This is a genomic window from Limnohabitans rimovensis (SeqCode) (assembly GCF_965234775.1).
Lineage (GTDB): Bacteria > Pseudomonadota > Gammaproteobacteria > Burkholderiales > Burkholderiaceae_C > Limnohabitans > Limnohabitans rimovensis.
Genome location: NZ_OZ248568.1, coordinates 78,044 through 103,282 on the forward strand (window position 1 = coordinate 78,044; position 25,239 = coordinate 103,282).

The following is a 25,239-nucleotide window of genomic DNA, read 5'->3' on the forward strand; positions in this document are numbered from 1 at the left end:
AGGCTGCCTCACCGCGCGCGCCCATCACACGCAGTGGAGGTCGCCATGAGTGTGGTGGTTTGTGCCGTTCCGGAATTGCCCCACCTCGACCCATTGCTCGACGGTGTGCGCCAGTGGCTGGCCGCTGAACACATCCCACACCACAACCTGCCGAGTGTGCAAGCCCTGCTGGGCGACCCTGCGTTGATGGCCCAGGTGCAAGTGGCGGTCGGCTTTGGCACCATGCCGATGACAGCACAAGTCTTTGATGCCGCGCCCCGGCTGCACGCGGTGGTGTCGTGTGTGTCGGGCACCGATGGCTTTGATGTGCCCGCCGCCACGGCGCGCGGCATTGTGGTGGCCAATGCGGCCACGCCCGACAACCAACGCGGCATGGCCGAAGCCGCCGTCATGCTGATGCTGAACTTGGTGCACGACTTGGACGGATCGCGTGATGCCATGCGCCTGGGGCTGCCCCGGCCTTATCCCATGGCGGCGCAATCCCTGTGGGGCAAAACCATCGGTCTGGTGGGTTGGGGCCGCATCAGCGCCATGACCGCCGAGTTGTTGCGCCCTTGGGGCGTTCGCATTTTGGTTCACAGCCGGCGCGAAAACCCCGGCCATGTGCCCGACCATGTGACGATCACACCGCTGGAGAGTTTGATGCGCGAGAGTGATGTGGTGTGTGTGCTGGCCGGCGCCCAGGCCGGTGCGGCGCCCATCGTGACCCGTGCACATTTGGGCCTGCTCAAGCCTTCGGCGTTTTTCATCAGCTTGGCGCGCGGCTCCACGGTGGACGAGGCAGCGCTCACCGACTTGCTGTCCCAAAAACGCATCGCTGGCGCGGCACTCGATGTGTTTCACACCGAGCCCTTGGCCGCAGATTCCGGTTTGCGCGGTTTGGACCATGTGATCCTCACGCCTCACCGCGTCGGTCACACCTTTGAATCTGACCAATCCTTGATCGCCGCCACCACGGCCAATGTGCAGGCCCTGTGGCGCGGTCAAGCGCCGCCTTTGCTGTGCAACCCTGCCGCTCTGGCGCTGTGGCCAAAGCGGCGTGGCCACCATTAATGAATACTGGTTTACCTGCGCAGGTTTTTGACCATGCCCAAGCACGGTTGCGCGTGCAGCCTACATCTACCCTTATGTACCTGCGGAGGTGAAGCCATATTCCTGCGCGTGCCCCTCACAACTGGAATGTGTAGACGGGTCAGTGGGTTTGTTCAATCGGTGACGGCACCCGAAGCGCGCACCACTGGAGCCCATTTGGCCACTTCGGCGCGAATGAAATCGCGGGTTTGCCCCGCGCTAAGGTTGCTGCCCACCTCAAAACCGTAATCGGCCATCTTGGCGCGCACCTCGGGCGAGGACAGCGCTTTGTGCACCTCGCGGTTGAGTTGATCAACCACCTCGCGCGGCGTATTGCCCGGTGCCATCAGAACAATCCAGCTGTAGGTGTCTGCATTGAGCACGCCTTTTTCGGCCAAAGTCGGCACCTGAGGCAGTACGCTGGAGCGGCGTGCCGAGGTCACCGCCAGCGCGCGCAACTTGCCCGCTTGCACATGCGGCGCAGAGGTGGCGGGAGATGCGTACATGAAGGCCGTGTGCCCACCCAACAAATCATTCAGGGCCGCACTCTCGCCTTTGTAGGGCACGTGCAGAGCCTGGGTTTGGGTGATGGTCTTGAACAACTCTGGGCCCACATGCATGGGGCTGCCCAACCCGGCCGAGCCAAAACTGTATTTGCCCGGGTTTTTCTTCAGCAAGTCAATCAAGCCGGCCACATCGCTGACCTCCAACTGTGGGTTGACCAGCAGCACAAACGAAACCTGGCCCAAGATGGCAATCGGCTCGAAGTCTTTGTCCGAGTCGTAAGGGAGTCGCTTGAACAAGGTGGGGTTGATGGAGTGTGCACTGGTCGTTGCCAGCAAGGTGTACCCATCGGCTAGGGACTTGGACACAAATTGGCTGCCCACCACCACACCGGCACCGGCGCGGTTTTCAATCGCCAACGGCTGCCCGATGCTGCGTGAGACGGCATCGGACACCACCCGGGTGAGCACATCGGTGGCGCCACCCACGGCATAGGGCACGATCACCTTGATCGGGCGCTGCGGATACGCACCCGTTTGTGCCATGGCGTGTGTCGACAAGAGCGCGGCCAAGACCAGGCCAAGCCAGCGCCCCCAGGGTCGTATAGATGTGGTGGATGTGTGCTGGTACATGGTTAGCCTCTCTTGCTTCAGGTTGGTTTTTTCGGCGATCAGGCCAACACACAGGCTTGGTGCAAGCAAGCCAATGGGTCGGTCAGGGTGGGTAACTGCCAAGACATGTCTTTCAACGCCTGTGCTTGAGCCTGTGGCAATGCACGCAAGGACAAGGCCGTGAACTTGTGGTTGAGTTGTTCGTCGGTCATGGGGTTGGCGGCGCTGGCGCTGGCGTGCTCGATAAAAGTGTCCAACACCTGGCCTGCGTGGGTGCGCAATTGGGCTCGCGCCTGGTCGCTTTGCAAGCTGTCGTCCGCTTGCGCTTGGATGCGCGACTGCAAAGCCCGCAATTGTGGGTCTTGCACCCTTGGTAGTTCGGCATTGCCCAAGGCATCGCTGGGGTAAATCAAGCTGGCCGCTGCCCAGTGGTACAGGCTGATCTGCGCGTCCAAAGCGGTCTCGGGCAAACGCCGGCCGCACAAGCGCAGGGTGTCGCCATGCACCCACAAAGACAAAGACGCCACCTCTTCAAGCGGGTTTTTAAGTTGCTGGGCCAATGCCATGCACGCATCGATCGCTGGGTGAATGACGATGCCACAAGGATAGGGCTTGAGCGCGTTGTCCAGTATTTCGTAGGTTTGGCCCAGGTCGGCCAAAGCCAGCGCGACATCGCAGTCGGGCGAGAGCACCGAAAACAAACCATTGTTGCCATCGATGGCGTGCTCGGTGCAGGTAAAGCCCGCTTGCGCCAAGCGCAGCGCGACCAAGCCGTTGCGCGCGGCCATGGCGGGCACAAAAGCGGTGCCCATGCTGCCGTGGGTGGCCCGAAAACCACCCGACTGCGCAGCCGCCAAGGACATGGCCATGACCGCTTGGTCTTCTGACATGCCCAGCAAACGCGCACCGGCAACGGCAGCTCCAATGCCACCGGTCAAGCCGGTCATGTACCAACCCAAGTGGGCGCCCCGCCCGTGGTTGACGATGGCATTGCTCAAGCGGCATTCCACTTCCATGCCCACCACCAGCGCGCCCAACAAGTCGGCACCCGAGCAGCGAACCCCTTGCGCGGCCTGCTGTTCGGCCAGCGCCCACACCACCGCGGCCACCGGGCCGGTTGGGTGGGTGATGGTTTTGAGGTGGGTGTCGTCAAACGCGTGTGCCGCCGAACTCAAGCAGTTGATGAACACCGCTTGGCTGGCGTCCACGGTTTCGCGCCGCCCGACGAGGCCGTGCGAGCCCGAGCCAGACAACGCCTGTGCTGCGGCCAATGCACTGTGCACCGTCGGTGTTTGTGAACCGGCCAATGCACAGGCCAGCCAGTTGAGATTGGCACGCACCGCCGCCGATTGAACCGATGGCGGCATGGCCGCCCAAGGGGTTTCCAAAGCAAAGCGCGCCAAACTACGGGTGAGCCTCGGTTCTTTTATGTCGGTGACCGAAGTCGGTTGGGTCATGTGAGTTATCTCCTTAGTCGACCATAGACCAAGGCGGTCACAACGTCAAACACCTTGGCGACGGGCTGCTGCGCACAAACTCAGTCAATGGATGGCCCCACCACTCACCCGCACATCGCCTGCATGAGCGCTGGCCCGGTGGTCCACACAGAGTTCCAGCAAGCACTGCACCGCTGCGACTTGATCGGCCAGCGCCATGCTCGGTGGGGTGGGTCGCCCGGCACGGGCGGCTTGCTCGGGCAAAGCCGGCAGGTGCACAAAGCCGCTGATCGCGCGCTGGCCGTACAAGTGGTGTTGCAGGGCATAAAACACATGGTTGCAAGCAAACGTGCCCGCTGTTTGCGAAATGTGCGCCGGGTGGCCGGCTTGGTGCAAGCCTTGCACCAAGCGCTTGATCGGCAAGGTGCTGAAGTAAGCCGCTGGGCCACCGGGCACCACGGGCGTGTCAATCGGTTGCTGGCCAGCGTTGTCGGGGATGCGGGCATCGTCCACATTGATGGCCACGCGCTCGATGGAGATGCCCTCGCGGCCCTGGGCCAGCCCCAAGGCCAACACCACATCCGGCTGGTGTTGCGACAAGGCCTGCACCAACACTTGGGCCGACACACCAAACACGCAGGGCAACTGCAGCGCCTGCACCTGCGCGCCTGCGATAGATGCCCGCGACAGGTGTTGCGCCACCAACCAAGACGGGTTGACGCTGTCGCCCCCAAAGGGCTCAAAGCCGGTGATCAAGATGCGCAGATCGGGCATGGCGCGCATCACGCCTTAAACCGTGCGCTCGCCATAGCGGTCGGAGAGCGCATTGAAGTGCGGCGCATCGACCATGATTTGGCGCTCTTTGAACATCATCAACTGGTCTTCGATGCCATTGACCGAGCCGTGGTCGTGCAAATACTGCAGGCTTTTTTGCATGGCCATCAGCGAGGCTTGCAAGGCCAAGTTGGCATACAAAACAACCGAAAAGCCCATTTTGGCCAACTCTTTTTGCGGCAGCAGCGGCGTTTTGCCACCCACCACCAAATTGCACACGTGCACGCCAGGCACTTCGCGTGGGATGGCCGCCAGCTCTTCAATGTTGAGCGGGGCTTCGATGAACAAAAAGTCGGCCCCCGCTTCTTGGTAAGCCCTGGCGCGGTCCATGGCGGCCTCGAGCCCCTCCATGGATCGGGCATCGGTGCGGGCCAAGATCATCATTTGGTCGTCTTCGCGGGTGTCCACAGCGGCCTTGATTTTTTGCACCATCTCTGACTTGGAGATCACGGTCTTGTTTTCAAAATGGCCGCAGCGCTTGGGAAAGGTTTGGTCCTCCAGCATGATGGCGTTGGCCCCGGCACGCTCCAGCACCCGCACCGTGTGCACCACATTGATGGCGTTGCCAAAGCCGGTGTCCCCATCCACCAGAAGCGGAATGTTGACCGCATCGCGAATGGCGCCCACATGGGCCGCCAACTCGGCCAGCGAGACCAAACCAATGTCGGGCGCACCCAAATAGGTGTTGGCCACGGCAGCCCCACTGACCATCAGCATCTGATGCCCGGTGGCCTCAATCACCCGGGCCGCCAACGCATTCGCAGCACCCGGCATCAAATGCCCGGCACCGGGGGTGAGGGCTTGGCGAAATTGCTGGTTCAATAAGGCGTTGGCGACGCTGCGGGGCATGGTGAATTCCTCTGTGATGGATGGGGCAATAACAAGCTGCGACGCATTGTTGGGCCCCGGGTTTGAGTTTGTCAATGTCGCAGGGGACTGTAATCCCAACAGCGGTTCGTCAAGCGCAGGCTGGCTTTTGATTTGGCGACAATGGTGCCAACCCTTTTTGGAGAACACCATGCCCCAGCTCAGCGACTTTCAAGCCCAACGCATCGACGGCAGCAGCGTTTCATTGGCCGACCTGCAAGGCCGGGTGCTGCTCATCGTGAACACCGCCAGTGCCTGTGGGTTCACACCCCAATTCGCAGGTTTAGAAGCATTGCACCAATCCCATGGCGCCAAGGGCCTCACGGTGATGGGCTTTCCGTGTAACCAATTTGGCGGCCAAGACCCGGGCAGCAACGAAGAGATTGGCGCTTTTTGCCAAAAGAACTATGGCGTGAGTTTCCCCATGATGGCCAAAATCAATGTCAACGGTACCGACGCCCACCCCTTGTTCCAATGGCTCAAGGCGCAAGCACCAGGCATTTTGGGCAGCGAGGGCATCAAGTGGAACTTCACCAAATTTCTGATCGGCAAAGACGGCCAAGTGCTGGGACGCTATGCGCCCACCGACACACCGGCCAAGATCACCAAAGACATCGAGGCGGCGCTGGCGGCTTGACGCCGAGTGGCGGGGCGTGATGCTGGATTGATGGCCCCATATATTCAGTTTTATTGGAAGTTGGCGTCAGTATTATTCTGCTTTTTTAACATGCTTTGAGGCCCTATTCTCCGCCCGTTTGAGCAATCCAACGGAAGATGAATCAGCCCTCCACCCCTACCCCCCACCTGGTCGCTTGGTGCCTGTCAGCATGGCTGCTGGGCAGTTTTTCCACGCATGCCGCCACCGACACCCTGACCGCATCCGCGGCGCAGCCTGCCCCATCAGCGGGCGTCTCCGCCATTGGCCCCCACTTGGGTGTGGACGATCTGATTCGCCAGGTGCTGCGCCACAACCCCGATATCCGCGCTGCCCAAGCCCAAACGCTCAGTGCGCAAGCGGGCATTCAAACTGCTCAGGCCTGGGCCAACCCGCGCATTGACACCGTGCAAGGCCGCAACGAAGCCCGACTGCCCGGCTTGGTTCCGGGGGTGGTTCAAGGCTGGGGCGTGAGCCAGTTCATTGAAAACCCGTTTGCACGACAGTTCCGCACCCAAGCGGCCCGCGCCAGCGCCAAGGACAGCCTGCACCAAGCCCAAGCGGTTCGCAACGATCTGATCACGCAAGTGCGGCTGCGCGTCAATGAGGGCTTGCTGCACCAAGCGCAGGCACAAGCGGCCGCCGAATCGGTGACATTGCTGGAGAAGGTGCGCGAATTGGTTCGGCTGAAGGTGGAGATTGGCGAAGCGCCCAAGTACGAAATCATCAAAGCCGATGCCGAGATCATCAACGCGCGCGAGCGATTGCAAACCGCCAGCCTCATGGTCCAACAAGCCCAACTGGAACTCAACCGCATGGCAGCCAACCAATTGCCAGCGGATTGGCAGTTGGTGGGCGACTTGATCGCCACCCCAGACATGATGAGCATTGATCAAATGCACGCCTTGGCTTTGAAACACAACCCCGCGGTTTTGTCGCTGCAAACAGAATTGGAGCGGTTGACCTCAGAACTGAATGGCGCCAAAACACAAAAATGGCCCGGTTTTGAGGTGCGCTACAGCGAAACCTTCGATCCCGAATGGCGACAAAGTTACGTGGGCGTGGGCATGCATATCCCTTTGCTGGACCAACGCCAAGGCCCTATTGCGCAGGCGTCCGCCGACTTGGAGCGCGCCCAGATTCGGCTGCTGGGGCGTCAAAACGAGTTGCGCCAACAAATTTTGTTGGCCTGGAAGTCGATGGAGATTGCCCGTTTGCGCATCGCCGCCCTGAGCCAAGGCTCATTGCGCGAAGCGCTTGCAGCGTTGCGCGTGTCTGAAGCCGCTTATCGCTTTGGCGAGCGCGGCTTTTTGGATGTGCTCGATGCCCAACGGGTGCTGCGCAGCGTGCGCGCCGACATCATCGATGCACGCTATCAATTACAAATTTCGCGCGTGGCCCTGGACCAACTGATGGGTCTCGATGCGGCGCTGCCTCCCTCCTGATTTTCACTTTCGCATCCGCCATCACCATGAAAAATCGTTCACTGGCCTTGCAGCATGTCATGCTGTCTCTGCTGATTGGCTCCTCTGTCGCTTTGCTCAGCGCTTGCTCAGACAAACCCAATTCGGCCTCTGCAGCCAAACAAGCGGCTGCCGCTTCAGACCCCTTGGAAGTGGCGATCAAGCCTGAAATGAAAGCGCAGTTTGAGATGAGCACTGTTCAAACAATGAACGTCACGCCTTGGCTGGAGGTGGCCGGGCGCATTGAGGCCAATGAGCAATTGGTCACCCGCATCGGCGCCTCGGTCACTGGCCGTGTCACCCAGGTGTTGGCCGAGGTGGGTGACCGGGTGCGCGTGGGCCAAACATTGGCTCGGGTGACCAGCCCCGAGTTGACCAATATGCAGCTCAATTACCTGCGGGCGTATTCCACAGCGTCACAAGCACAGCGCGCCCTCGAGCGCGCCCAGCAGTTGATCCAAGCCGATGTGATTGGCACCGCAGAGTTGCAACGACGCGAATCCGAATTGGTGGTAGCGCGGGCCGAAATGCGAGCGACATCCGATCAATTGGTGCAAGCCGGGCTGCCCGTAGAGGCCATTGATCGCTTGCGCGAACAAGGCAATTTGCACCCTTCTGCCGCCATCAGCGCCACACTGACCGGCGTGGTCATTGAGCGCAAGGTCAGCACCGGTCAAGTGGCCCAACCGGGCGACCCCTTGTTCACCGTGGCCAACTTGGACAACGTGTGGGTGGTGGGCGCCTTGCCCGAGCAAGTGGCCCGATCCGTGGTGGCCGGCCAAGGCGTAGAAATAGCCGTGCCCGCATTGGGTGACCGGGTGCTTTCGGGCAAGATTGTTTATGTCGGAGACACCGTTTCAGTGGACACCCGCTCGGTGATGATCCGCACCCAAGTGGACAACGCACGCCGCGATCTCAAGCCGCAAATGTTGGCCACCATGCGCATCCGTGGCGAAGAGCAAAACACACTGGCCGTTTCGGCCCAAGCGGTGGTGCGTGAAAACGACCGCGACCATGTGTTTGTGCGCAAGTCTGATTTGGTGTTTCGCCTCACGCCCGTAGAGCTTGGGCCTGCCCAAGGTGATATGCGGCCCGTGCTCAAAGGGCTGACGGCCGGGGTGGATGTGGTTGCAAAAGGCGCCTTTCATCTCAACAACGAACGCAAGCGTGCGGAACTGGAATAAGCGGCCATGAGTTCATTGATTCGTTTTGCGCTCAGCCAGCGCTTGGTGGTGGTTGCTTTGGCGTTGATTTTGTGCGCGTTTGGTTTTCGCGCTGCCAGCCGCTTGTCGGTGGATGCGTTTCCCGATGTGACCAATGTGCAGGTTCAAGTGGCCACCGAGGCGGTGGGGCGTTCGCCGCAAGAAATAGAGCGCTTTGTCACCGTTCCCCTGGAAATCGCCATGACTGGTTTGCCCGGCTTGGTCGAAATGCGCTCGCTCAACAAAAGCGGCTTGTCCATCATCACCCTGGTGTTCACCGACGCCACCAATGTGTACTTTGCCCGCCAGTTGGTGACCGAACGCTTGATCGAAGTGACCCCGCGCATGCCCGCAGGCATCGTGCCGGTGCTGGGGCCCGTGTCCACGGGCTTGGGCGAGGTGTATCAATACACCCTGGAGCGGGCTGACGACGGCCAGCGCGCCCTCAGCGTGGAAGAGTTGACCGAGCGACGCACCGTGCAAGACTGGGTCGTGCGCCCCTTGCTGCGCTCCATCCCTGGGGTGGCCGAAATCAACTCCCAAGGTGGTTATGTCAAGCAGTTTCAAGCCTTGGCCGATCCGGGCAAATTGCGCCACTACAACTTGTCGATCGATCAGGTGGTGCGCGCCATCGCGGCCAACAACTCCAACGCCAGTGGCGGTATCTTGCCGCAAGACAGCCAACAGTTTTTGATCCGTGGCGTGGGCTTGATCAAAACCCAAGAGGACATTGCCAACATTGTGATCAAGGAGCAGGGCGGCGTGCCCGTTTTTGTGCGCGATGTGGCCCAAGTGCAGGTGGGCAGCGAGGTGCGCCAAGGGGCCATCATCAAGGGGGGATACACCGAAGGCGTCTCTGGCATTGTGCTGATGATGCGCGGCGGCAATGCCAAAGAGGTGGTGACGCGGGTCAAGGAGCGGGTGGACGAAATCAACGCCAAGGGCATGCTCCCGGATGGCTTGCGCATCGTTCCCTACTACGACCGCACCGAGTTGGTGGACTCCGCCCTGTGGACCGTTGGCAAGGTATTGATCGAAGGCATCTTCCTGGTGGTGCTGGTGCTATTTGTATTTTTGGGCGATGTGCGCTCCAGCCTGATCGTGGTGGCCACCTTGGTCATCACCCCCTTGACCACCTTTATTTTGATGAACCGCTATGGCATTTCAGCCAACCTGATGTCTTTGGGCGGCCTGGCCATTGCCATTGGCCTGATGGTGGACGCCACCGTGGTGGTGGTGGAGAACATTTACCACCGCTTGGGCCATGCGGGCAACAGCATTGGCGAGCGGGTGCGTTGTGTGTTGTCGGCCACCACCGAGGTGGCCACCCCCACTGTGTTTGGCATCGCCATCATCATCTTGGTGTTTTTGCCCTTGATGACTTTGCAAGGCATTGAAGGCAAGATGTTTGCCCCCCTGGCATTGACCATCGCCATATCCCTGGGCATATCGCTGTTGGTTTCTTTGTTCTTGTCGCCGGTGCTGTGCACTTACTTTCTCAAGGGTGGCGCCGACAAAGACACCCGGGTGATTGCCTTTTTGAAAGGCCATTATTTGCGCCTGCTGGACGGGGCCACACAGCAAAGCCGCTTGACCTTGGGCGTATCAGTCGCGTTGTTGCTCGCCTCCATGGCTTTGTTCCCATTTTTGGGCAAATCATTCATGCCCACCATGAAAGAGGGCGCACTCACGCCCCAGATCAATCGGGTGCCCAGCATCTCTTTGGATGAATCGGTGCGCATGGAAATGGCGGCCATGAAGTCCATTGCCGATGTGCCTGGGGTGCGCATGGTGGTCTCTAAGCTGGGCCGCGGTGAGTCGCCCGCTGATCCCGCAGGGCCGAATGAGTCTGATCCCATCGTTTTGCTCGACCCGAAATCCAAACGCTCTCAAGAAGAAATTGATGAAGACATTCGCCAGCGTTTGTCCACCATTCCAGGGGTTCAAATTGTGTTGTCTCAGCCGATTGCCGAGCGGGTGGACGAAATGGTCACCGGCGTTCGATCGCAATTGGCGGTGAAGATTTTTGGTGATGATTTGGCCACCCTCAAAGACCTGTCCGAGCAAGTGGCGCGCATTCTCAAAAGCACGCCCGGCAGCCGCGACATCCGCATCGAGCGTTTGTCTGGTCAGCAGGCTTTGACCGTGGACATTGACCGCAATGCCATTGCCCGCCAAGGTTTGAACGTGGCCGATGTGCAAAACATCATTGAAACCGCCATTGGTGGCAAAGACGTCACGGCTTTGTACGAAGGCGAACGCCGCTACAGCGTGGTGGTGCGCTTTCCGCCGCACCTGCGTCAATCGGCCGAAGCCATTGGCAGCACCTTGTTGCCCACACCCGGTGGGGCTCAAGTGCCGCTGTCGAGCCTCGCCACCATCACCTTGGTCGATGGCCCGGCACAGATCAGCCGCGAAAGTGCCAAACGCCGCGTGGTGGTCGGCGCCAACGTCGAAGGGCGGGATTTGGGTGGTTATGTGGCCGAAGTACAGCAACGGCTTGACAAAGACGTCCAATTGCCCGAAGGCTATTACTTCAAATTTGGCGGCCAGTTTGAAAACATGGAGCGCGCCATGGAGACCTTGTCGGTCATCGTGCCATTGACCATTGGCGCCATCTTTTTCCTGCTGTTTTTGCTGTTCCGCTCTTTGCGCCTGGCCTCGCTCATCATCTTGGTCTTGCCTTTTGCCTGCATTGGCGGCTTGATCGGGCTGTTTGTTTCCGGCGAATATGTGAGCGTGCCTGCCTCTGTGGGCTTTATCGCCCTGTGGGGCATTGCGGTGCTCAATGGCGTGGTACTGGTGACTTGCATCCGCCGCTTTCGAGAAGACGGCATGGCCGTGGCTGAGGCCGTGCGCGAAGGCTGTGTGCAGCGCTTTCGGCCGGTGATGATGACCGCCACGGTGGCCTTGTTGGGGCTGATTCCCTTTTTGTTTGCCACCGGTCCAGGCTCTGAGGTGCAAAGGCCCCTGGCCATTGTGGTGATCGGTGGGCTGATTTCCTCCACCTTGCTGACCTTGGTGGTCTTGCCCACTTTGTACAAATGGTTTGATGAAGTTCCTGTTGAAGCGTGAGCCCACTTGAAAGGAAAATGCATGAAAGAGATCCGCGCCATTGTTCGACCGACCCGCATGGCCCGCTTGCAAACAGCCCTGCGCGCAATACCCGGTTTTCCTGGTCTGACGGTGTTGCCCGCCCAAGGCTTCACGGCCCCTGACGCCATGGTCAAGCGAACCGTGAAAGACGAGCTCACCGAATTCTCCGATAAGTGCATGGTGTGCATTTTGGTCAGCCCAGAATTGGAGGCCATGGTGCGCAACGCCTTGTTGGTGGCTTGTCACACGGGTCAAATGGGCGACGGTTTGGTGTGGTCTGTGGATGTGCACCAGGCGCAACGCATTCGCGACCAACAAACCATCGCTTGAGTTGCCGCCTCAGCCCGCCGGTTTGCCAATGATTTGACCGACCAGCGGATGGTTGCGCCCGCGCCGGGTGTAGATGGCGTAAATGTTTTCTTTGGCCTCACACACCCCCAAGCGCTTGAGGCCCTTCATCAACGCCAAATCTTCTTGGCCGGTGAGACTGGCGGGAAACACACCCATCCCACCCAGCGCAAACACGGCCATCATGGCGCTGTCTTCAAACTCACCCACCACATGGGGCGCGATGCCGTGGCTATCGAACCAACGGTCCAACGCGGCCCGCAGCGGCGTGTGCTGGGTGGGCAGCAGCACCGGCAAGCGCGATAGGCACTGGGGGAATTGGTCTATGTCTGCTTTGTGCACCTGGCTGCTTTGCCCAAACCAAGCCACGGGGGCTGAGGCCAACAACTGACCCGACAAGCGCAAATTGGGGTTGTGCGGCGCTGGTTGGTCGGCCAACACAATGTCCAAATGGTGCAAGGCCAGCTCGGCCATCAGTTGTTCGTATTCGCCCTCATGGCACAGCAGCTTCAGGCCGGGCGTGTGCAACACCGGCCCGAGCAAGCGGTGTGCGGCCATTTTGGAAATGCCATCCGACAAACCCACGGCCAAACGCACGCCACGGCCCGTGGCGGCAGCGCTGACCTCGGGTGCAATGTGCTGACCAATTTGAAATATTTCTTCGGCCCTGGCATAAGCGGCTTGCCCGGCATCGGTCAGGGTCACGCCCCGGCCTTGTGGTTTGAGCAGTTGATAGCCCAGCGACTTTTCCAACTCGCGCACCTGCACGCTGATGGTTTGAATCGCCATGTCCAAGCGCTCGGCAGCGCGCGAGAAGCCCCCCTCTTTGGCCACCACCCAAAAGTAATAAAGGTGCTTGTAATTAAGGTGGCTCATGGGGCCAAGGCTGCGTCCACCACTTCCACCCAATGCCTAACCGGCACCTGGGTGCCGCTTTGCAAATGGGTGATGCAGCCGATGTTGGCGCTCAAAATAGCGCTGGGTTGCATCTCGCTCAAGTTGCCGAGTTTTCGGTCGCGCAGTTGGGTGGCGATGGTGGGTTGCAACACGCTGTAAGTACCGGCGGATCCGCAGCACAAATGCGCCTCAACGCTGGCCACGCGCACTTTGAAGCCCAAGGCGCTCATCTGAGTTTCCACGCCGCCTTTGAGTTGCTGGCCGTGCTGCAAGGTGCAAGGCGGGTGAAACGCGAGCTGCCCTTGCTGTTGGGCTTGTTCAGGGCGAATGCGCTCTTGCAGCGTGGGCATCAAGTGGGGCAACAACTCGCTCAAGTCTTTGGTGAGTTCGCTGATGCGGGCGGCTTTGTCGGCATACGCCGTGTCGTTGCGAAAAATGTGGCCATAGTCTTTGACCGTGACACCGCAGCCTGAGGCGTTCATCACAATCGCTTCCACGCCTTGCGCCACATGCGGCCACCACGCGTCGATGTTGTTCTTCATTTGGACATGGGCCGCGTCTTGGTCGTTCAAGTGGAATTTCACGCCGCCACAACAACCTGCCAGCGGTTCGACCACGGTTTGAATGCCACAAGCGTCCAGCACCCGCGCCGTGGCGGTGTTGATGTTGGGGCTCATGGCGGGTTGCACACAACCGGCGAGCATCAATACCTTGCGTGCATGTTGGCGTGTGGGCCACGCACCTGCGCTGCGGGCTTCAGGCACCTTGGCTTTGAGGCTGCTGGGCAACAACGCACGCACGCTTTGGCCCAGCTTCATGGCCGGGGCAAACAAGGGCGAGGACAGGCCTTCTTTCAAGGCCCAGCGTACACTTTGCTCAGTCGCGGGGCGCGGGACTTTCTCATCCACAATTTTGCGGCCAATGTCGACCAAATGCCCATACTGCACGCCGCTCGGGCAAGTGGTTTCGCAGTTGCGGCAGGTGAGGCACCGGTCCAAATGCAGCTGCGTGTCACGCGTGGGTGGCACGCCTTCCAACACCTGTTTGATGAGGTAGATGCGCCCACGTGGGCCATCCAACTCATCGCCCAGCAGTTGGTAGGTGGGGCATGTGGCGGTGCAAAAACCGCAATGCACGCATTTGCGCAAAATCGCCTCGGCCTCTTGGCCGTCGGCGGTGTTTTGAAATTCGGGGGCGAGGTTGGTTTGCATGGTGGTCAGCTCAGGCCCAGTCGGCCGGTGTTGAACACACCGTGCGGGTCAAATTGGTGTTGCAGTTGGCGTTGAATGCGTTGCTGCACCGCAGGCAAGGGCGAGAACACTTGGGGCATGTCGCTTGGGGCTTGCAGGGGTGAACGAAACAGGGTGGCGTGGCCGCCGACTTGCGCGGCAATGGCGCGCAAGTCGCTGGCGGCTGACAGCGGCGCCCACAGCCAACGCAAGGCCCCGTGCCACTCGATCAAGGGTGCATAGGGCAGTGGCAAAACCGGCGCGGTTTGCGGCACGCTCAAGCGCCACAGCGCCAAGTCGGGTGCAGGAGGTGTGAAGAAGGGCAAGCGTTGATCGCGGCAAGCCGACCAATCGGCCTTGGCCTGCGTTGGGTCCATGGCAACAGCCTGCCCGCCCAAGGCGACCACATCAGCACACATGCGCGGCACGGCGGATTCAACCGCCGCCACCGCGCCACGCAAGCGCACAAAGAGCAGGTCTTGTGCGGGTTGTGCCGTGGTGTCATGCACCCAGCAGCTGGCGTTCAAGGGCAGGGGTTGTGCGCCCCAACGCTGCAACACCGCCAAGGCTTTGTCTTGCGGCAGATGGCACACCAAGGTGGCTTCGGCCGGGGCTTGGGGCAGCACTTTGAGCGACACATCGGTGATCACACCCAAGGTGCCCATGCTGCCGGCCATGACCCGCGATACGTCGTAGCCAGCGACGTTTTTCATCACCTGCCCGCCAAAGGTCAGCCACTCGCCAAGGCCGTTGAGCATTTGCACGCCCAGCACATGGTCGCGCACACCGCCGACATTGGCCCGGGCCGGACCCGCCAAACCACAGGCCACCATGCCGCCCACGGTGGCTTGGCTTTGGCCGTCGACAGAAAAGTGCGGCGGCTCAAACGCCAAGCATTGGCCTTGCGCGTTGAGCACCGCTTCCAGCTCGGCCAAAGGCGTGCCCGCACGCACGGTGACCACCAATTCGCTGGGCTCGTAGCTGACGATGCCGCTGTGGGCGCGGGTGTCCAACACATTGGCGCTGTTCGCGGTTTCGCCATAAAAAGATTTGCTGTTGCCGCCTTGGATGACCAAGGTTTGTTTCTGCTGCGCAGCGGCGCGAATTTGCGCCACCCAATGTGCCAATGTGGTGTCCATTTGGCCATGTTAACTGTCGCTGGCTTGCCCCTGTTTGATTTTTTTGAACAGGCTTTGTGCAGCCTTGTCCGCCCCCCACCGCATCAGGCGACAAAACCCATGCGCTGGCGTTGTGCACTGCGATCGGGCAAATCCACCCCCAGCAAACGATCGCGCCGGGCCAAACGGGCATTGCCAAAGGCGGTCATCAACGAGCGGCGCATGTCGCGCGGGGGCATGCGGGCCAATTGGTCCAGCACGTCTTCGCCCAGCTCGGCTTGGAAAAACCGGCCCCAATGGTGTTGCGACAAGATCGATCCACACATGCGGCTGGCAATGCCCCGGGCCTCGTCCACGCTGGGTGGTGCGATCTCCCACACATTCATGCGGTTGAGAATGGGCGCTGGGATGTGGCGCTCGTCGTTGGCGGTGGCCACCCACAACACCCGGCTGGCGTCCATGCGCAGGTCGACAAACTCATCGACAAACTGCGACGCCGTGTCCACTTCGAGCAAGTTGTACAAAGGGCCCAGCGGGTCGTACTGCGCGTCAGCACTGGCTTTGTCGATTTCGTCGAGCACCATCACCGGGTTGGCAAAGTCACCCTCGGCCAGGGCTTGAAAGACCCGGCCCGGCTTGGAGCCTTTCCACTGCGGGGACGAGCCCGACAACAACCAACCCGCGGTCATGGCGTTCATGCTGATCAATTCGGCGCGGGTTCCCACCAGCTGCGCCAATTGGCGTGCAAAGTGGGTTTTGCCAATCCCGGGCGGGCCCAGCAACAACATGGGCATCAGCTCCAAACCTTCGTCGCTGTCTTGGCTCAGGGCCAGCTGGCGCTTGACCTCGTCCAAGGGTTGCGCAAAGTTGGGCAAGGCCGCGTACAAGGCCGCCATGTCGGGCACAGCCAGGGGCTTGGCCCAGGTGCGCATGGCGCCGCGATGCAGCAAACGATCGTAAATGCCCAGCAACGCGCTGTGCTCGTTGCTGGGGCCAGCGGTTTGCATCTGAAGCCAACGCGCTTCTAACTCGCCAGCATCAAAAACGGGGCGTTGTTGTGTTTTTTTATTGTTATTTTTGTCAATTTTTACTCCCTGGTTTGGTTCCATTTTTCATCCTCCTGATGCCTATCGAATGAGCAAGGAGCAAGCCAGTTTTGGTCTGGTTTTTTCGACAAATATGCCGCATGTGCGCAGCGTTTGAAGCACAAAGTCCGCGCGGTTTCAGCGCTTGGTTTCAATCCGTTGACGCTGGCCCCCACGCGCAGGTGTCAGGAGGTCGACAACACCGGGGCAGCCAGCGACATGCGCGCCACAAAATGAGCGACGCCTGAATTGATAAAAACACCAAATTTGCCAGAGCGTTCGAACTGTTCTCTCAGTCCACACAAGCCCTGTTCCAGGTTCGCACCAACACTGCGTCGTGCTGATGCGGGCCCTTAGGCGTGTTGCGCCGAAATGGTCATTTGCACGCCATAGGATTCGCCCGGCTGGGCCACGCGCAAGCCCAATGGATCGGCCTGATCGACGCCGCGCCACTGGGAGGCACTGTGGCTGGACAGGTGTACCGCGTTGTTGACATGGCTGACAGGTTCTATGGCCACCACATCCAAGTCAGGGTGGGTGTAGACCACCACATGCCGCAGATTGGCTTCGATGCGGGTGTGCAACAACTCGTCGTTCAATTGGGCGCGGCCATCCCAGCCGTCAAAACAGTTGTCGATGCGCAGGTGCTGGCAGTCGGTGTCCATGCCCGGTGCTGCGCGGCGCAGGGTGGGCAGTTTGTCTTCGCCCATTTCCCACAGGCCCGTGGCGGCAAACTGCACATGGCTGTGGGCACGCTTTACGAAGTAAGGGTGCCACCCCAGGCCCACCGGCGCGGCTTGGCCCGATTGGTTGGTGATGGACAGGCTGATTTGCAAACTGTGGCCTTGCAGGGCAAAGGCCTGCGACACGTCAAAGGCAAACGGCCAGTGGCTGTCGGGGCGGTGCTCATAGCTCAACAAAGCGGTGTTGTCGCTTTGGTCCAAAACCGTCCAGGGCCGCTGCCAGCCCACCCCGTGGATGGCATGGGGCTCGTCGTTGAAGTTGCGCACCAGGGGGTGGCTGGTGCCGTTCCACACCAGTTTGGCCTGAGCGATGCGGTTGGAAAAGGGCACCAAGGGGTAGCAGCCCGAGGCGCGCACGGTGTTGAGTTGATCGCCCGGGGTGGAGCGCAAGATGGGCACGCCCCCCAGCCACAGGCCGGCAATGCAACCGCCCAGGTCGGGGCGCAATTCACAAACCATGTCTTGGTGGCTCAAACGCAAGGTCATGCCGTCGTCTCCTGGGTCAAAGAGCGTGCATTGTGACTTGGTTTCGGCGGGCAACCCAAGCCGTTCCCCCAAGCGGGGCGCACATGAAAAAACCCGCCGAGCATGACGCGCGGCGGGTAAAACCTTGGAGGAGTTTTCTGAAACGCTCAGATCAGCGGTTGTAGGCGCTTTCGCCGTGTGAGCTGATGTCCAGGCCTTCGCGCTCGTCTTCTTCGCTGACGCGCAGGCCGATGATCATGTCGACCAGTTTGTAGGCGATGTAGGACACCACTGCCGACCACACGATGGTGGTGGCCACGGCTTGGAATTGCACCCACACCTGGCCGCCGATGGAGTAGTCGGGCGATGCCGCGTTGGCCACGTAATCAAAGATGCCCGTGCCGCCCAGCGAGGGCGCTGCGAACACGCCGGTGAGCAAGGCGCCCACAATGCCGCCCACGCCGTGCACGCCAAACACGTCCAGGGAGTCGTCGGCACCGAGCATGCGCTTCAAGCCGCTCACGCCCCACAAGCAAACCAAGCCAGCGATCAAGCCAATGATGATGGCACCCATGGGGCCGACAAAACCGCAGGCAGGCGTCACAGCCACCAAGCCAGCCACCGCGCCAGAGGCGGCGCCCAACATGGATGCTTTGCCTTTGGCCAGGGCTTCACCAGCGATCCAGCTCAGCGTGGCGGCAGCGGTCGCCACCAAGGTGTTGATGAAGGCCAGGGCGGTCACGCCATTGGCTTCCAGGTTGGAGCCAGCGTTGAAGCCAAACCAACCCACCCACAGCAGGGCTGCGCCCACCATGGTCAAAGTCAGGCTGTGTGGGGCCATGGCTTCTTTGCCGTAACCCACGCGCTTGCCCAGCATGTAAGCACCGACCAAGCCAGCCACACCGGCGTTGATGTGCACCACGGTGCCACCGGCGAAGTCCAGCGCGCCCTTGGCCCACAACCAGCCGGCGGCGGCGGTCACTGTCTCGAGGGTTTTCTCGTCGGTGATCGCATCGGGGCCGTCCCAATACCACACCATGTGGGCGATCGGCAAGTAACTGAAGGTGAACCACAGGGCACAGAACAGCAACACCGCAGAGAACTTCATGCGCTCGGCAAACGAGCCGACGATCAAGCAGCAGGTGATGGCGGCAAACGTGGCTTGGAAGGCAACAAACGACAGCTCAGGGATGACCACGCCCTTGCTGAAGGTGGCGGCCACCGAGTCAGGCGTGATGCCTTTGAGGAACAGCTTGTCCAGCCCGCCAATGAATGGGTTGCCGCCCGTGAATGCAGCGGTGTAGCCGTACAGCACCCACAAGACGTAAATCATGGATGTGACGACAAACACCTGCATCAGCACCGACAGCATGTTTTTAGAGCGCACCAAGCCGCCGTAGAACAGGGCCAGGCCAGGGATGGTCATGAGGATCACCAACAAGGTGGCCACGGTCATCCAGGCCGTGTCGCCTTTGTTGGGCACTGGTGCCGCAGCGGGGGCTGCGGCTTCTGCGGCCGGTGCAGCGGCTGCGGGGGCGGCTGCAGCAGCAGCGGCTGGTGCTGCCGGGGCAGGGGTTTGGGCCAAGGCTGCCGACGTCACCGTCAGCAGGCTCAAGCCCAGCAGTAGAGAGGCAAAGAAGTTTTTCATGGTAATGGCTTTCTGTGGGTTCGTGGTGCTGCGGCTCAAAGCGCCTCTTTACCGGTTTCACCGGTGCGGATGCGCACCACCTGCTCCAGGTCGTACACAAAGATCTTGCCGTCGCCGATCTTGCCGGTGCGGGCAGCGCCCTCGATGGCTTCGATGGCGCGCTCGACCAACTCGGTGGCCACGGCGGCCTCGATCTTGACCTTGGGCAAAAAGTCGACCACGTATTCGGCGCCACGGTACAGCTCGGTGTGGCCCTTTTGGCGACCAAAGCCCTTGACCTCGGTCACGGTGATGCCTTGCACACCGATGGCCGACAAGGCCTCGCGGACCTCGTCGAGCTTGAACGGTTTGATGATGGCGGTGATGATTTTCATGGGGTGTCCAATCGTGAGGTTCTTTAGAACGTGTACTTGAGGCCGATCACGCCGGCCGACTCACCCAAAAACTTGTTGTCGCTGGGGCGGGCGTAGTTGGTTTTATTGGCGTTGGTGGTGACATAGGCCAAAGAAGCCACCATGCCATTGCCAAAGTCTTTGTTCAAAGTGACGCTGTAATCGTTGTAAGCGGCAACAGGCACATTGGCCACCGACTGCGCGCCAAAATGCGGCACCACGGACAAGCCATTGCCCAGGTCAACAGTCGCGCTCAAGTCCAAGTAGCCGCTGCCACTGGAGCGCAAGTTGCCAAACAAGGGGGTGGTGGAGAAGGAGTACTTGGCGGTGAACATGCCAAAGCTCAAAGCGCCATAGACCTCGGTGGTGTTGGCGTTGTCGTACACCCCATATTTGGCGCCGCCGGTGTCTTCCAAGGTGTTGCCCAGGTATTCGTAGCGCAACATGCCCACGTCGTAGCCCAAGCCCTTGACGATTTCGCCTTTGTAGCCGCCATAAATATCGAGTTCGCCAGCCCCCTTGACGGTGGTGGCGGGTGCATAAGAACTGTTGTCGGTGATCCACTGGATGGTGGAGTGCCATGCGCCAATGTAGAAGCCGCTCTTGTGCGCGTAATCGGCACCGACTTGCACCGCAGGGTTGCGGCTGGACTGCGAGATACCCCGGTAGCGGTAGTCGGTGACCACGCCGATGTTGTAGCTGAGGGTGCTGGCGGGCGCTGGCGCAGTTTGGGCCACGGCAGCGCCGCTGGCCAAAGCCAAGGTGATCAGGGACAGAGCGGATTTCTTCATGGGTTTCTCCAAAGTAAGGTGTAACACGTATAAGCAGACTTTGTGCCACCCGCCTTTTTCGCCAATTTGGTGCGGTTTCGCTTTGGATTGACCCCAACAAAGCCACATGCATTTCATATCTATATCAGTGGCCGCATTATTTTGGTGCGCATGATTGTGCTTTTGGGTTATCTGCCAAATGAATCCCCAAATTGATGCGCGCTATGACAACGGCGTGACGGGTCACAAACGCCTTGATGGGCCGCTCAAGTTGGGGGGTAGCGCTTTTTGGGGGCCAAGAAAAAACCCCGCCGGGCATAGCAACGGCGGGGTTTGGGTCAGGCCGTTACAGCCTGACCGGGGGTCAGAAGTTGTACTTCATACCCAAAACGGCACCGCGTTCGCCCAAGTACTTGTTGTCAAAAGAGCTGGAGTAAATGCTGGGCTCAGCATTGGTTCCGTGGTACGACAAAGAAGTGGTCAAGCCTTTACCGAAGTCCTTGGTAACGGTCAAAGACATATCGTTGTATGAAGCATTCACGCCTTGAACGGTGTAATTGACCGTCTGACGGCCCACATGGGGTGTGACCGTCCAAGTGGGAATGACTTCAAAGTTGGCCGACAAATCAAAGTAGCCGCTGCCTTTGGAGTCAATGTAGCCAAACAGATCACCCAAACTGTAGGAGTACTTGGCAGTGATGGGGCCCATGGTGATGGCGGTGTAAACCTCGTTGGTGTTGGCGTTGTTGTACTGGCCAGCATTGACGTTTGTTCTGGTTGCTTCCAAGTTGTTGCCTTGATATTGGTAACGCAAGTAACCAACATCCATGGTCACGTCTTTGGCCAAGTCGAACTTGTACCCACCGTACAGGTCCAACTCTACGTTTCCAGTGATGTCCGTTCCCGTGCGTGTTCCGCCAGAGTTGGCAGTGTATGAGTTGTCAGCAATCCACTTGATGGTGGAGGCCCAAGCGCCGACGTAAAAGCCGCTCTTGTGGGCGTAGTCCACGCCACCTTGCACAGCGGCTTCGTTGCGGCTTTGGGTGATGCCACGGTAGCGGTAGTCGGTGACCACGCCAGCGTTGAAGGTCAGGGTGGTTTCGGGGGCGGCCTGTGCGAACACAGCGCCAGAAACCAATGTCAATGCGGCCAAGGCCAATGTTTTTTTACTCATTTTGGGCTCCAAAGCAGGGTTATTGAGGATGAAAGAATCGATTTCCTGGGCCACGATGGGGGTGCTGGTCACGGGTACTGCACACCCACCCCGGCGATCAGGGAAAACCATGATTCTTCACGGCTTTCACCAAATTGTCAAAACTTGCATTTTTGAAAAAAGGAAGCTCGATGGGCTTGGCCATGGTCAACAGCCGCTGTTTGGTGGGCCTGCAAGCCCCCGCCGTGAGCGTGGAAGTTCACTTGGCCAATGGGCTGCCCAGCTTCACCTTGGTGGGCCTGGCCGATACCGAGGTGAAAGAGGCGAGGGAGCGGGTCAGGTGCGCCATTCAAAACGCTGGCCTGTCGTTTCCTAGCAACAAACGCATCACCGTCAACCTGGCGCCGGCCGATTTGCCCAAGGACTCAGGCCGTTTTGATCTGCCCATTGCCATGGGCATCTTGGCAGCCAGCGGGGTGGTGGACGCCGTCGCCATGTCCGGACACGAGTTTGCGGGTGAGTTGTCTTTGTCGGGAGAGCTGCGCCCGGTGCGCGGCGCTTTGGCCATGGGCATGGCCTTGGCGGCGCAAGACAGCCCCAAGCGTCTGGTGTTGCCCATGGACAACGCCCGCGAGGCCGCATGGGTGCCGCACATCAAGGTGCACGGGGCTTTGCACTTGCGCGACGTGGTGCAGGCTTTTGCACCCGATGCGGACAAGGCCGACTGGCCGGTCTTGACCGCCGCTGCGCCCACGCCTGAGCCGCTGGGCCTTGACCTGGCTGAGGTGAAAGGCCAAGCCGCTGCCAAACGGGCCTTGCAAATCGCGGCCGCAGGCGGCCACAGTGTGTTGATGGTGGGCCCGCCGGGCAGCGGCAAATCGATGCTGGCGCAGCGCTTTGCCAGCTTGTTGCCCGCCATGGACTTGACCCAATGCCTGGAAAGCGCCGCCGTGGCCAGCCTGGTGGGGCGTTTTGCGCCACAGGACTGGGGGCGCAGGCCGGTGCGCAGCCCGCACCACACCGCCACCTCGGTGGCCTTGGTCGGCGGCGGTTCGCCACCCCGACCGGGCGAGATATCGCTGGCCCACCACGGTGTGTTGTTTTTAGACGAATTACCCGAGTTTGCGCGCAGCGCTTTGGAGGCTTTGCGCGAGCCGCTGGAAAGCGGGCGCATCACCATCTCGCGGGCTGCCCAACAAGCCGAGTTTCCGGCGCGCTTTCAGCTCATCGCGGCCATGAACCCCTGCCCTTGCGGGCACCACGGCTCCACCCTCAAAGCCTGCCGCTGCACGCCCGACCAAGTGGCGCGCTACCAAGGCAAGTTGTCGGGGCCGTTGCTCGACCGCATTGACCTGCATGTGGAGGTGCCCAGCCTAAACCCACAGGCCTTGCTCAACACCCCCCCGGGCGCCAGCAGCGCAGCCTTGCGCCAAGATTGCCAAGCCGCCCGCGAGCTTGCCCTGGCGCGCCAAGGCCACACCAACCACTTGTTGCAAGGCCAAGCCTTGGACAGCCTGACGCGCCAGCCCGCCGCGCAGCAACTGCTCGAACGCGCGGCCCAGCGCTTGGGTTGGTCGGGGCGGGGCACCCACCGCTGCTTGCGCGTGGCCCGCACCGTGGCCGACTTGCACGGCCATGTGCTCATCGAGGCCCAAGACATGGCCGAGGCGCTGCAATACCGCCCCGCCTGGTGAGTGTTTTCGCGGCGGGTTACACCCGCGACGGCCAAGCCCGTTGATCGAGGCGGTTTCGCATAATCGGAGGATGACGCGCACAACCCCCGCCACACCTTCACACGCTTTGGTGTGGTGGTTGTCGCTGGCGCAGTTGATCACCTGGGGCAGTGGTTTTTATGGTTTTGCCCTGTTCATGGGGCCGATGGAGACCGCACTCGGCATAGACCGGGCGCAATCTTCGCTGGCCTTCAGCCTGGCCTTGCTGGGCGAAGGTGTGATGGCCTTTGCCGTGGGCCGTTGGGTCGACCAAGGCCATGCCCGGCGCGTGATGACTTTGGGCTCCTTGGCCGTGGGCCTGTGTTTTGTGGCGCACCGCTGGGTCGACAGTGTGGCCGGGTTTTATGCGGTGTGGTCGTGCATGGGCCTGGCCTGGGCCGCCACCTTGTACACACCGGCCTTCACGGTGTTGACCCAACGCTATGGCAGCGCTTACCGGCGCGCCATCATCACCATGACGTTTTTGGGTGGGCTGGCCAGCACGGTGTTCATCCCCCTCACCGCCGCTTTGGTCGAGCACTGGGGCTGGCGCGACGCGCTGTGGGTGCTGGCCGCGCTCAACGCCTTGGTGTGCGCGCCCCTGCACGCTTGGTGGCTGCGCCCATCGGGCCCCGAGATGGCCCATGGCCCACAAGCCGGTGCCACCCATGGGGTCGCGCACGACCACGCCTCACCCTCACCCTCACCCTCACCCTCACCCTCACCCTCACCCTCACCCTCACCCTCACCCTCACCCTCACCCTCTACCTCACCCTCTACCTCTACCTCTACCTCTACCACGCCCTCGGCTTCACCTGCGCACCTGCAATTGCCTTCATCTGGCACCCACGGGGGCAGCGCTGCGCGCCAAGAAGAACCCGCTTGGTCGGTGCATTTGAAACAACCCGCGTTTTGGTGGTTGAGCGTGTTTGTGGTGTTGATGATGGGCACCACAGCCGCACTGCCGCCGCATTTGGTGAGCCTGCTGCGCGAAGCTGGCATGAGCGAGGCCTGGGCCATTGCCATGCCGGCCAGCATCGGTGTGCTTCAAGTGGTGGGGCGACTGGCCCTGTACACCACCGAGCACCGCTTGCCCGTTCACGCGGGCAACCTGTGGCTGCCCGCCCTCATTCCCTTGGGGTTTGCGGTCTTGCTCTGGGGCTACGGGCAGGTGTGGTGGTCCTTGCTGTTTGTGTTGTTGTTTGGAGTGGGCAATGGCTTGCTCACCATCGTGCGCGCCACCGCCATGACCGAATACGTCAGCCGCTTGCACACCGGCAGCTTGAACGGATTGCTCGGCTTTCCCACCGCCATGGCACGGGCCTTCGCGCCCTGGTTGATGGGTTTGTTGTGGTCCAGCCAATGGGGCTACACCTGGGGCTTGGTGTGCATGTGTGCGCTGGGGTTGGTGGCGGTGGTGTGCATGTGGATGGCACAAAAATCCTCGGCATTGAAAGCGCATTGAAAGCGCATTGAAAGCGCATTGAAAGCGCATTGAAAGCGCATCATCAATGTTTTTTTGGTGATTTGGTTGACACGAATAATTTTTTATTTGGGTCAACAGCGCGTCATCAGGGGTCGTTGAATGATCACTCCAGCTTTCGGAGTGATTCAAACCTCAACCAAGGAGCTCTCCATGAACAAACTCTTCACCACCATCCTGTTGTCTGCATTTGCCAGCGCATCATTTGCCAGCACCCCTAACCTGGCCCCAGCGGCGGGCGACAAAACGCCACCCAAAGCCGCAGCCAAAGCCGAAGTCAAGGCCGAGGCCAAAAGCGCTCCAGTGAAAGAAAAAGCCGCCGTTAAAAAAGAAGAAACCAAGAAGTAATTTTCTTCCCGCCCACCCCACACAGCCCGCATCAGCGGGCTGTGTTTTTTGGGGAGTTGGTCATCGATCAAGCCCCAGGGTCGGTGAGTCAGGCTCCCTCTTAATAGTT

The 25,239-nt window shown here is 60.4% G+C and carries 22 protein-coding genes; 9 read left to right on the top strand and 13 right to left on the bottom strand.

The genetic code is table 11. From position 1 onward, the window contains the following. Positions 1 to 45 precede the first annotated feature (45 nt). Complete coding sequence (locus tag AC8GFZ_RS13420) at positions 46 to 1,053, top strand: NAD(P)-dependent oxidoreductase (protein WP_506645412.1); 1,008 nt, start codon at positions 46 to 48, stop codon at positions 1,051 to 1,053. 152 nt (positions 1,054 to 1,205) lie between these two features. Here AC8GFZ_RS13420 and AC8GFZ_RS13425 read toward each other — a convergent pair whose 3' ends face one another. From AC8GFZ_RS13425 to AC8GFZ_RS13440, 4 genes are all read right to left on the bottom strand, one after another. Beyond that, positions 1,206 to 2,207 carry a Bug family tripartite tricarboxylate transporter substrate binding protein gene (locus tag AC8GFZ_RS13425; protein WP_506645413.1) on the bottom strand — a complete coding sequence of 334 codons (1,002 nt, stop codon included), beginning with the start codon at positions 2,205 to 2,207 and terminating at the stop codon, positions 1,206 to 1,208. A 38-nt stretch (positions 2,208 to 2,245) separates the two neighbouring features. After that, positions 2,246 to 3,643 (bottom strand): MmgE/PrpD family protein, encoded by a 1,398-nt coding sequence (locus AC8GFZ_RS13430; protein WP_506645414.1) that lies wholly within the window; start codon positions 3,641 to 3,643, stop codon positions 2,246 to 2,248. Positions 3,644 to 3,727: 84 nt separating this feature from the next. Next, the gene (gene pcp, locus AC8GFZ_RS13435) at positions 3,728 to 4,405 is read right to left on the bottom strand and encodes a pyroglutamyl-peptidase I (RefSeq protein ID WP_506645415.1); all 678 of its coding nucleotides are present in this window, start codon (positions 4,403 to 4,405) and stop codon (positions 3,728 to 3,730) included. Between the two features lie 6 nt (positions 4,406 to 4,411). Beyond that, positions 4,412 to 5,305 (bottom strand): isocitrate lyase/PEP mutase family protein, encoded by an 894-nt coding sequence (locus AC8GFZ_RS13440; protein ID WP_506645416.1) that lies wholly within the window; start codon positions 5,303 to 5,305, stop codon positions 4,412 to 4,414. A gap of 169 nt (positions 5,306 to 5,474) precedes the next feature. Here AC8GFZ_RS13440 and AC8GFZ_RS13445 point away from each other — a divergent pair, with 169 nt between their 5' ends. From AC8GFZ_RS13445 to AC8GFZ_RS13465, 5 genes are all read left to right on the top strand, one after another. Next, on the top strand, positions 5,475 to 5,960 hold the full coding sequence (locus AC8GFZ_RS13445; RefSeq protein ID WP_506645417.1) for a glutathione peroxidase: 486 nt from the start codon (positions 5,475 to 5,477) through the stop codon (positions 5,958 to 5,960). A gap of 137 nt (positions 5,961 to 6,097) precedes the next feature. Next, on the top strand, positions 6,098 to 7,423 hold the full coding sequence (locus AC8GFZ_RS13450) for a TolC family protein (protein ID WP_506645418.1): 1,326 nt from the start codon (positions 6,098 to 6,100) through the stop codon (positions 7,421 to 7,423). 26 nt (positions 7,424 to 7,449) lie between these two features. After that, positions 7,450 to 8,625 carry an efflux RND transporter periplasmic adaptor subunit gene (locus AC8GFZ_RS13455; protein ID WP_506645419.1) on the top strand — a complete coding sequence of 392 codons (1,176 nt, stop codon included), beginning with the start codon at positions 7,450 to 7,452 and terminating at the stop codon, positions 8,623 to 8,625. Positions 8,626 to 8,631: 6 nt separating this feature from the next. Next, entirely contained in the window at positions 8,632 to 11,718 is a 3,087-nt protein-coding gene (locus tag AC8GFZ_RS13460) for an efflux RND transporter permease subunit (RefSeq protein WP_506645420.1), read from the top strand. Between the two features lie 21 nt (positions 11,719 to 11,739). Then, positions 11,740 to 12,069, top strand: coding sequence for a P-II family nitrogen regulator (locus AC8GFZ_RS13465; protein ID WP_506645421.1), 330 nt, complete (start codon positions 11,740 to 11,742; stop codon positions 12,067 to 12,069). A 9-nt stretch (positions 12,070 to 12,078) separates the two neighbouring features. Here the strand turns inward: AC8GFZ_RS13465 and AC8GFZ_RS13470 are convergent, their stop codons facing one another. The 9 genes from AC8GFZ_RS13470 to AC8GFZ_RS13510 all read right to left on the bottom strand — a co-directional run bounded on the left by AC8GFZ_RS13470 (position 12,079) and on the right by AC8GFZ_RS13510 (position 21,608). Beyond that, positions 12,079 to 12,963: a LysR family transcriptional regulator gene (locus tag AC8GFZ_RS13470; RefSeq protein ID WP_506645422.1), complete on the bottom strand. Its 885-nt coding sequence runs from the start codon at positions 12,961 to 12,963 to the stop codon at positions 12,079 to 12,081. Beyond that, entirely contained in the window at positions 12,960 to 14,195 is a 1,236-nt protein-coding gene (glcF, locus tag AC8GFZ_RS13475; RefSeq protein ID WP_506645423.1) for a glycolate oxidase subunit GlcF, read from the bottom strand. Before glcF ends, AC8GFZ_RS13470 begins: the two co-directional genes overlap by 4 nt. 5 nt (positions 14,196 to 14,200) lie before the next feature. After that, positions 14,201 to 15,352, bottom strand: coding sequence for a glycolate oxidase subunit GlcE (gene glcE / locus AC8GFZ_RS13480; protein ID WP_506645424.1), 1,152 nt, complete (start codon positions 15,350 to 15,352; stop codon positions 14,201 to 14,203). Positions 15,353 to 15,435: 83 nt separating this feature from the next. Beyond that, a complete protein-coding gene (locus AC8GFZ_RS13485) occupies positions 15,436 to 16,440 on the bottom strand; it encodes an AAA family ATPase (protein ID WP_506645425.1) in 1,005 nt (334 codons plus the stop codon). 329 nt (positions 16,441 to 16,769) lie between these two features. Then, positions 16,770 to 17,645: an aldose 1-epimerase gene (locus AC8GFZ_RS13490; RefSeq protein WP_506645426.1), complete on the bottom strand. Its 876-nt coding sequence runs from the start codon at positions 17,643 to 17,645 to the stop codon at positions 16,770 to 16,772. A gap of 151 nt (positions 17,646 to 17,796) precedes the next feature. Then, entirely contained in the window at positions 17,797 to 19,272 is a 1,476-nt protein-coding gene (locus AC8GFZ_RS13495) for an ammonium transporter (RefSeq protein ID WP_506645427.1), read from the bottom strand. A gap of 35 nt (positions 19,273 to 19,307) precedes the next feature. Then, complete coding sequence (locus AC8GFZ_RS13500; RefSeq protein ID WP_506645428.1) at positions 19,308 to 19,646, bottom strand: P-II family nitrogen regulator; 339 nt, start codon at positions 19,644 to 19,646, stop codon at positions 19,308 to 19,310. A 23-nt stretch (positions 19,647 to 19,669) separates the two neighbouring features. Beyond that, positions 19,670 to 20,455, bottom strand: a complete 786-nt coding sequence (locus tag AC8GFZ_RS13505) for a TorF family putative porin (RefSeq protein ID WP_506645429.1) — start codon at positions 20,453 to 20,455, stop codon at positions 19,670 to 19,672. A 343-nt stretch (positions 20,456 to 20,798) separates the two neighbouring features. Beyond that, on the bottom strand, positions 20,799 to 21,608 hold the full coding sequence (locus tag AC8GFZ_RS13510; protein WP_506645430.1) for a TorF family putative porin: 810 nt from the start codon (positions 21,606 to 21,608) through the stop codon (positions 20,799 to 20,801). 170 nt (positions 21,609 to 21,778) lie between these two features. Between AC8GFZ_RS13510 and AC8GFZ_RS13515 the strand changes: the two genes are divergently transcribed. The 3 genes from AC8GFZ_RS13515 (at position 21,779) to AC8GFZ_RS13525 (ending at position 25,130) form a co-directional block, all read left to right on the top strand. Then, positions 21,779 to 23,281 (top strand): YifB family Mg chelatase-like AAA ATPase, encoded by a 1,503-nt coding sequence (locus tag AC8GFZ_RS13515; RefSeq protein ID WP_506645524.1) that lies wholly within the window; start codon positions 21,779 to 21,781, stop codon positions 23,279 to 23,281. Positions 23,282 to 23,351: 70 nt separating this feature from the next. After that, positions 23,352 to 24,764 (top strand): MFS transporter, encoded by a 1,413-nt coding sequence (locus AC8GFZ_RS13520; RefSeq protein WP_506645431.1) that lies wholly within the window; start codon positions 23,352 to 23,354, stop codon positions 24,762 to 24,764. Positions 24,765 to 24,935: 171 nt separating this feature from the next. Beyond that, positions 24,936 to 25,130 (top strand): hypothetical protein, encoded by a 195-nt coding sequence (locus AC8GFZ_RS13525; protein ID WP_506645432.1) that lies wholly within the window; start codon positions 24,936 to 24,938, stop codon positions 25,128 to 25,130. Positions 25,131 to 25,239: the final 109 nt, after the last annotated feature.